Raw genomic sequence first — 8,248 nt, forward strand, 5'->3', positions numbered from 1 at the left:
TCGCTGGTTGGCGGCGCAGCACAAATCTGCCGCTTGAAGACCGGTTATGCACTCCGATTTTCAGGGGCAACCTCAGATCATTTGGCGGCTCGCCGTGCTCGTGATTTTCTGCGCGCGAACGTCACGCGTGTGGTCACATTGGAAGAAGTAGAAGTGGCGACGGGGCGTGACCGCTGGAGTCTCTCGCATGATTTTCGCATCTTCTACGGCACGAGTCCGTATCGCTACCTTACGATGCGAAGGCTCGATATGATGCGGCGCAAGCTGCTCTCTGGCGCGTCGCTCGCAAGTGCGGCGGCAGATGCAGGCCTCGCCGATCAGAGCCACATGACCCGTCATTTCCTGAAGACCTTCGGCCTTACGCCAGGCCGCTGGATTCGGATTGTGAGCAACCAGACCATAGCTTGAACGATCACCCACGATCGTTCAATACGGCTCTCCGGCGGCTGAGTATTCTCGGCTGCACATCCACATGGAACGGAGAAAGCGATGCCCACGTCAACACATTCCCGAACAACACCAGCCTCACGCGGTCAATGCAAGGCGATCAATCTGGCTAGCAAGATCTCACTGATCGACGGACACTGGCAACCACGCGTGGTAGCGGAAATGAACGATTACCAGTTCAAGGTCGTCAAGCTCGAGGGTGAATTTGTGTGGCACAAACACTCCGATACAGATGAGACTTTCATAGTTCTAGACGGTGAATTACGAATCGACTTTCGTGCTGGACCGTCGGGTGACGGCTCTATCGTGTTGGGTGCCGGTCAAATGGCCGTCGTGCCGAAAGGCGTCGAACACAAGCCTTGCGCGCCTGGCGAAGTGAAGCTCCTGCTAATTGAGCCACGTGGTGTAGCAAACACCGGTGACGGTGAAACAAGTGAGCGTACTGTTGCGAATGATCAGTGGATTTAAGGTCCCGTACTCTGCAACTAGGGGGGGTGCATCATTTGGACCATCAAGGCGATGACGAGAACATCCGTTGGAGACAGCTCAGAATGGTGATGTTGACGAAACTGCGCCCAAGACTCAGCGTCGGGGCGATTGGAGATGCAATTTCAACTAGATTCAGGCCGCACGTTCTGTTCGCTAAATGCACTTTGGCATACGCCAGTCGATGCTCTCCAACAGCGTTGACATTTGCGCCGGGCTGGCCGCTCTTGGTGCCATCGGCACTGTGATCATACGGGTCGCCCCTTCTCCGGTAGCCAGCTCAGCTGGCTCAGGCACTGACTTTCCCGGCACATCTGTTTCATGATATTGCCGCACTAGCCACTAATACGAATGCATGGCCTCTGAACGGTTCATCGCAGCTCTTTGCGGCGCGCTTATCGAGGGGGTCGCTGCGCACCTAGATCAAACAACCCAGCAGAATGCTGCCGCGGTCAAGTGCTCCCAAGACGTTACGCACAGCTTACAGTTCATGTCCAAGAACTTGGTCTTTGCGGCCTTTGCTTATCACCAGAAAAACAATTGCGCGGCCAGCAATTCACGGGCATCTGTCCCAAATACTATCAATCACCTCAGAAGCTTTCCCACTGGTCATCATTCCCCGTCTTTGCGGAACTGGTTGAAGTTGACGCTTTTGACTTGTCCGCAGCCAACTTGGGAACAGCCTTCAAAGTTGGAGGGGTCTTGGTTTGCGTCGAAATCGCCTTCGCGACATGAGGGCGTGGAACGGATTTGTGAGACACCGCTTGTGTCGAGCGCGCCTGCTCGTTCGTCAACCTGAAGATGGATACCGCAGCCACCAGTTGCTGAGCCTGATGCTCCAGGCTCTGTGCGGCCGCTGCGCTTTCTTCAACCAGCGCCGCATTCTGTTGCGTCGTTTGATCCAACTGATTGATGGCCTGGCCGATCTGCGTCACGCCAGAGCTCTGCTCAGAGCTGGCCGTACTGATCTCACCCACGATATCGCTGACGCGTGTGATGGCCGTCACTACTTCCACCATGGTCTGGCCAGCCTGATCCACCAGGATCGTGCCTTGCTCGACTTGACCCACGCTCGCACCGATGAGCGCCTTGATTTCCTTGGCGGCCTCTGCTGACCGGCCTGCAAGGCTTCTGACCTCCGAGGCCACGACGGCAAAGCCACGCCCCTGCTCCCCTGCTCGAGCGGCCTCAACGGCGGCGTTCAACGCCAGGATGTTGGTCTGGAAAGCAATTCCATCGATGACGCCGATGATGTCGCCGATCTTCTTAGAACTGTCATTGATCCCCTTCATGGTTTCCACCACCTGGGCAACAACCGCGCCGCCCTTACCTGCAATATCGGAAGCGTTGTGAGCCAGTTGGTTGGCCATCTTGGCGTTGTCTGCGTTATGGCGGACTGTGATGCCAAATTCGTCCATGGTCGCTGCCGTCTGTTGCAGCGCACTTGCCTGTTCTTCAGTTCGTTGGCTCAGGTCAGTATTCCCGACTGAAATCTGGGCTGAGCCTGTCGCGATCGAGTCGGAGGCGCCGCGCACCTGGCTGACAATCTGGACCAAACTTTGCTGCATGGCGCCGAGGGACTCCAGAACGCTCCCGGACGGTGCTGATGCAACACCTTCCACAGGGCTAAGGTCTCCGCCAGCGACCCGTTGTGCCGCCTCTCCTAAAGCGCCAGGTTCGGCACCCAAGGCACGGGTCAGGCTGCGCACAATCAATGCCCCTGCTACAACAGCAGTCGCCGCAGCGATCAGACAGGCTACAACAAGCAAATTGCGTTGGCTTCGGTAGTGGTCCTCGGCCTCCTTGATCATGGCTGCGGACCGTTGGGCGGTGGCTTCCGCATACGCATTTGACTTCTCGATCAGGGTCGCCAGCAGGGGGCGGCACTCATCGTTCATTTTGGCAATTGCTTCGTCGCGTTTGTTTTGGAGGGCAAGTTGCACGATAGCCAAGGCTACTGGTCCATAAGCCTGCTCGACCTTGTCGATCTCACCGACCAGGGCTTTGACGTTGGCCGGAACATCGTTGCTGGCCACCAGTTCTTTCAGTTTGGCTAAATCCTTTTGAACCTGGTCATGAGCCCGGGTGACCGCAGTTTTTTCGACCTCCAGGTCGCCTGGCTTGGTGACCAACACCAGATTGCGGGCAGCGATCGCTCGGGCGTCCACTTCCGCATGGATTTGATCGACCAAAGCAGCTCGAGCATTTATGCCTGTTACAAACGAATCGAATGCTTGATTGGCATCCTGCAGGGCATTGATGGCGATGCCTGATGCGATGAGCACCAGAACTGTCAACCCCCCGAAAGCTGCTGACAGCTTGGCCCGAATGGACAGGTGTTGGATGGACATTTTTGCACTCTTTGTGTTGAGGATGTCAAAATTATTGATAAATAAGATTTTCATGTCAAATTTATCATTGACCAAGTGGGGAAGATGGGCTTGCAAACAGGCCACGTACATTTGTTCTATAGCGAACATATCCTGTAGTAGGAGGACATATCCCTCACCAAGCTGGTGGCATCGGTGGGCATGTCACTCTGAGCGTCGGCGGGGCCACACTGGTGCCGCGGGCCGATGCGCTGCATGCCGATCTGGTTCGCCATGCAGACGCGGCCCTTTCTGCTGCGAAATCCAATGGGCGCAATCGTTTCGTTGAATGGCAAGAGGCAGATCACCCGTTGCCGCATGCCCCGAACTGAGTCATGTGAAGAGTGAGCGACGTAGAAAATCATGGTCAAGCTGCGTTCGACTTCTGATGAAACGCGATGGCAGCCCACGCCAGACGCAATGCGATGGTGCCCACATTGATGGTCACGGTTTCATTTTTACGAAATACTGCATCGCAGTCGCTGGCGGGACGGCCTCGGCATTTTTGGCAGCCGAAAACTGCTTCTCAGTGGGGGTGGAGAGCGCGCCCTCCCGTACTCCATCGAGACTCAATGCCAGCCTTCTGTTGCGCAATAGCGGTTACGTCCATCCGCTTTCGCTTGGTAAAGCATAGCGTCAGCTTGTTTGATGAGTTCGCGTTGAGAGACCTCGGCCTTCCCCTGGTAGACGGTTGCACCAACACTTGTTGTGATCAACACCGCATGCTGTTCGAGAACAAATGGGTCTTGCATGGCCTCGACAATTTTTGCAGCGATGAGGGTTGCATCGACGCGACCTGACAGACCTTCCAAAATGACAAGGAACTCATCGCCTCCCTGGCGAGCCACCACGTCGCTACCTCTCAAAGTACGTAGGAGCCGACCGGCAAATGCCTTCAGCAAGATATCGCCACTCAGGTGGCCATAGCGGTCATTGACCTTCTTGAATCCGTCGACATCCAAGAAGAGGATGGCCATGGTACCCAGCGTTGCACGACATCTGTCCATCGCCTCCTGACACCGCAACTCGAACCCAGCTCGATTCAGAAGCCCAGTCAGGGGATCGAGTTGTGACAGTTCAATCAGATGCCTCTCCTCAAGCTTTTGCGCGGTTGTGTCGACCACGATTGCTACGAAACCTAGGACTTTGCACCCATCATCCGCAACCTGCGGGACATAGTTGGCCCGGTAGCAACGATAGTCATCACGAGTGGTGATTTCGCTCTCAAAAGTCAGCGATTCACCTTGAAGCGCCCGTTGAACGTAGGGCGCGGCTTGCTGATAGGCCCCTTCACCCAAAACTTCCCGCACCGGCATACCATACAGAAGATCGCGGGACTTTCCGAATCCCTGTTCATATGCCGAGTTCACAAACCGGTACTTTTCATGCTCGTCGACATAGGACACCCGCATGGGCAAGTGATCAGTGACGATACGCAGCCTTTGCTCACTTAGGCGCAGCTCTCCCTCTACCTTGCGATAGTCGTTGATGTCGCTGCCCACGGCATAAAATCCGACAACTTCTCCAGATTCGCAACGCTTAGGTACGAGTGAGAATTTGAACCAACGACTCCCTGTAAGTGTCACCACCTTTCTTTCATAGCTGGTCGGTATCCCACAGAGCATTTCGGCAACCTTGGGTTTGACGTGCTCGAGGATCTCCATGCCGAAGACTTCGACGATACTTTTTCCCAGAATCGCTGAGGGATCGAGATCGAGCCATGCTTTGTAAGCGCGGTTGGCGAAATGGAACCGAAGGTCCAGGTCAAATTCAGCCATCAATGTGGGCGCGTTGTCGGTGATGGCGCGCAAGCGTTCTTCGCTGGCGATGAGTCGTGCCTGCGTTTGCCGACGCTCGGTGACGTCACGCAGAATGAGATGCATCAACTCTCGCCCGCGAGCATCCACATGAAGCGCCCGCTGGACTTCGACCTCAAGAGCTGCGCCTGAATCTACTCATCCGTCGGAGAGCCGTATTGAACGATCGTGGGTGTCGGTTCAACCAGGGGGGCGGTTGTTCACGATCCGAATCCAGCGGCCTGGCGTAAGGCCGAAGGTCTTCAGGAAATGACGGGTCATGTGACTCTGATCGGCAAAGCCCGCATCGGCCGCCGCACTTGCAAGCGATGAACCCGAGAGCAGCTCACGCCGAACTGCATCGAGCCGTCGCATCGTGAGGTAGCGATACGGGCTTGTGCCATAGAAGGTGCGAAAATCATGCGAGAGGCTCCAGCGATCACGGCCCGTCGCCATTTCCACTTCTTCCAGCGTGACCACGCGCGTGAAGTTTGCGCGCAGAAAATCTCGGGCGCGGTGAGCTGCCAAATAGTCCCCGATGCCACGCGCTCGCTTCACGCCAGAGGCCGCCGCGAGTGCATGCGCAAGCTCTGCAAGCGCGTCACTCTGTTCAAGCGGCTCGTAAATATGGCCTACGCGTTGCAGCAATGACTCCGCTGCTGCCGCAATATGCAGATCTGCTGTGACGCCGCCCTCGAGGAATGGAAGTGCTTGGCCACCCAGCACATCCTGGAAAAGTGCGGGCTCAACGTAAATCATGCGATACCGAAAACCCTCGTCCGTACCCGCCTGGCCGTCATGCGCTTCGTCGGGGTGTAGAACGATGGTGTTGCCCGGAAGGCTGTCACGCCGGCTGCGTCGATAGTTGAAGCTCTGCACCCCAGCTAGCGTTCGGCCAATCGCATACGTGTCGTGGCGATGCATGGCGTAAGCTTTGCCGTGAAACCACGCCTCAATACGTTCGAGACCCTCTGTCGGCTGGGCGCGCATCACCCAGTCCGGGCGCATGGATGAAGATGTTTGGATCAAACGTATCGCAAAAGAGGGAATGGAATGCGCGCAAACGCGAAGACCAAGATCCGATGTTAGAAGGTGCCATGTGAGCGCGCATGCCGAGGTAGCAGCAACCGCCCGCCTGCACCCGAAGGAAGCTGAGTCAGCACCAGCGGGCTTTGCAGGCGGCAACGATGTCGGCCTTGAAGGAGCCGCTGTCGCGGCCGCCGCGTCGGCCGAGGGATGGAAGGTCGATTGCTAAAGAGTCCATATTCCCGCCAAGGAAATTAAATGGTGGAATGGATCCTCTGGGGGCTGCGACGGATTGGGTAAACGACTTGCCGGGCTTACCGTCAAGGCAGGTAAGGCCTGATTCGGGTGCGCCGCAGTGCTGATGCCGTCGCTTCGATGTGCACCGAATCCCGCGCCGAACGGTCCTTGCCGCCGCAACGCGGTGGTGTACGTCTTGAATCACATGGCTTTGGTTCAATGCAACTGACACTGCTTACGCCTACGCCAGTTGCCCAGGTCATTCCGGAGCTGCTGATCGAATCCACCAGCAGCCACCAAATTCAGTGCCAGCCAGATCAGTTCACCAACGCACCGTTGCGCCGACGCAGCCAAGTCAGACCAAACATGGCTAGCAGTGCCGACAATGCGATTTGCCCCCACTGGGAAAGCGTTGGTACGCTAGCTGCAGCGTCGACACCCAAAGGTACACCTGGACCACCTGGGTCCACGATCAGGCTGTTCTGAGTCCAGTCGTCATCACCAAGAGCACCGTCGGTCAGAGTCAGCGTAATGGTGTTGCCTGCTATCACCGCACCCGTCCATTGGTACCACTCGGCCGCGGAGCCAGAAGCCTTCTTGCCGAACTTCCAATACACGGTGTTGGCTGGAAGTGCCTGTGGGTAAGTGATGGTCACGGTGGCGCTCGACCCTGCCGTTCCACTGTTCAACCTGAGATCCAACAGACCGTGCGGAATACTGAATCCCGCTGGGGCGCTGCCGGCAGTTGAGGCGACAGAAACAAAGTCCGCACTTTGCACCTGCCATGCAGTTGCACCACTGGACGCGGTGATCCCAAGAGAACCTGAGCCAGAGCCAGTCGTGGTTTGAGCTTTGGGTGCAGTACAACTCGCAGTGCTCCCCCCCCCCGAGCCTGAACAAGTCCAGCTCCAGGATGATGCGCCATTGCTCACTGCGCTGGCGCTGCCCAAGCTGCAAAGATTTGCGGCGGGCGCATAGGCGATAGTCACTGCGTTGGCGGCACCGCAGGTCCCGTTGACCACCGGGTTGGGGGTTGCTGCTGTCGAGGCCGTGGCCGCTCCTGCCCCCATCGCGTTGACCGCCCGAATTTGCACCTGGTAGGTGGTGCCATTGGTCAAGCCAGTGATGAGAATCGGACTGGTCGTGGCGGCAGGTGACACTGCCGTGAAGGAGCCTCCATTATCGGTTGAGTACTCGTAGTTGATGACCGCAGAGCCACCCGTTGGCCCCACCGAAAATGCCACAGACAACTGACCATTGCCGGGTGTGATGCCCGTTATGGTCGGCGCAGACGGTGTGGTGGCAGGCGTGCCTGCGGTTGAAGCCGTGGCCACACCTGAGCCAACAGCATTGACCGCCCGGATTTGCACCTGATAGGTGGTGCCATTGGTCAGCCCGGCAATGACGATCGGACTGGTCGTGGCGGCAGGTGACACGGCCGTGAATGTCCCCCCGTTATTGATTGAATATTCGTAGTTTGTGATCGCCGAGCCACCAGTGGTGCCCGTGGTGAAAGCCACCGACAGTTGCGCATTACCTGGGGTGATACCCGTGATGGTCGGAGCTCCAGGACTGGTAGGTACCGCCGTCCACTGAGCGTAGAGGGTGACGTCTGCCGTGAAGGCATAAGAGGCACCGTCGGCATAAGACGTTCCACCACCAACAGCAAGTGTGTTCCAGCCTGCAAAGGTATAGCCCGAACGCGTGAAGGTATTGGTCGTGAGGTTCGTTGCTACGTTGGCCGTCTGCGCCGTCATCGTGCCCGCGCCACCATTGTTATCGAAGGTGACCGTCTTGGTCGGCAAGGCAGTCCACTGAGCGTAGAGGGTGACGTCTGCCGTGAAGGCATAAGAGGCACCGTCGGCATAAGACGTTCCACCACCAACA

The 8,248-nt window shown here is 57.1% G+C and carries 7 protein-coding genes; 3 read left to right on the top strand and 4 right to left on the bottom strand.

What is annotated here, in order from left to right; translation table 11 throughout:
- Both AC3WUT_RS26805 and AC3WUT_RS26810 read left to right on the top strand, forming a co-directional pair.
- Window positions 1-408: helix-turn-helix domain-containing protein (locus AC3WUT_RS26805; protein ID WP_492350119.1), on the top strand; the 408-nt coding region annotated here is incomplete at its 5' end.
- An 81-nt stretch (window positions 409-489) separates the two neighbouring features.
- Entirely contained in the window at window positions 490-915 is a 426-nt protein-coding gene (locus AC3WUT_RS26810) for a cupin domain-containing protein (RefSeq protein WP_492350120.1), read from the top strand.
- A gap of 608 nt (window positions 916-1,523) precedes the next feature.
- Here the strand turns inward: AC3WUT_RS26810 and AC3WUT_RS26815 are convergent.
- The gene (locus AC3WUT_RS26815) at window positions 1,524-3,284 is read right to left on the bottom strand and encodes a methyl-accepting chemotaxis protein (RefSeq protein WP_492350165.1); all 1,761 of its coding nucleotides are present in this window, start codon (window positions 3,282-3,284) and stop codon (window positions 1,524-1,526) included.
- A gap of 149 nt (window positions 3,285-3,433) precedes the next feature.
- Between AC3WUT_RS26815 and AC3WUT_RS26820 the strand changes: the two genes are divergently transcribed.
- The gene (locus AC3WUT_RS26820; RefSeq protein WP_492350166.1) at window positions 3,434-3,634 is read left to right on the top strand and encodes a diguanylate cyclase domain-containing protein; all 201 of its coding nucleotides are present in this window, start codon (window positions 3,434-3,436) and stop codon (window positions 3,632-3,634) included.
- Window positions 3,635-3,871: 237 nt separating this feature from the next.
- Here the strand turns inward: AC3WUT_RS26820 and AC3WUT_RS26825 are convergent, their stop codons facing one another.
- From AC3WUT_RS26825 to AC3WUT_RS26835, 3 genes are all read right to left on the bottom strand, one after another.
- Window positions 3,872-5,185 (bottom strand): sensor domain-containing protein, encoded by a 1,314-nt coding sequence (locus AC3WUT_RS26825; RefSeq protein ID WP_492350121.1) that lies wholly within the window; start codon window positions 5,183-5,185, stop codon window positions 3,872-3,874.
- Window positions 5,186-5,299: 114 nt separating this feature from the next.
- Window positions 5,300-6,088 carry an AraC family transcriptional regulator gene (locus AC3WUT_RS26830; protein ID WP_492350122.1) on the bottom strand — a complete coding sequence of 263 codons (789 nt, stop codon included), beginning with the start codon at window positions 6,086-6,088 and terminating at the stop codon, window positions 5,300-5,302.
- A 590-nt stretch (window positions 6,089-6,678) separates the two neighbouring features.
- The coding region (locus tag AC3WUT_RS26835; RefSeq protein WP_492350123.1) for an IPTL-CTERM sorting domain-containing protein at window positions 6,679-8,248 on the bottom strand (1,570 nt) is incomplete at its 5' end.

The organism is Curvibacter sp. EU05-FHT14A10 (assembly GCF_058791075.1).

Bases quoted from the DNA above. Each gene is read 5' to 3' on its own strand.
- AC3WUT_RS26810 (WP_492350120.1), top strand. From the start codon at position 490: ATGCCCACGTCAACACATTCCCGAACAACACCAGCCTCACGCGGTCAA.
- AC3WUT_RS26815 (WP_492350165.1), bottom strand. From the start codon at position 3,284: ATGTCCATCCAACACCTGTCCATTCGGGCCAAGCTGTCAGCAGCTTTC.
- AC3WUT_RS26825 (WP_492350121.1), bottom strand. From the start codon at position 5,185: ATGCATCTCATTCTGCGTGACGTCACCGAGCGTCGGCAAACGCAGGCA.
- AC3WUT_RS26830 (WP_492350122.1), bottom strand. From the start codon at position 6,088: ATGCGCGCCCAGCCGACAGAGGGTCTCGAACGTATTGAGGCGTGGTTT.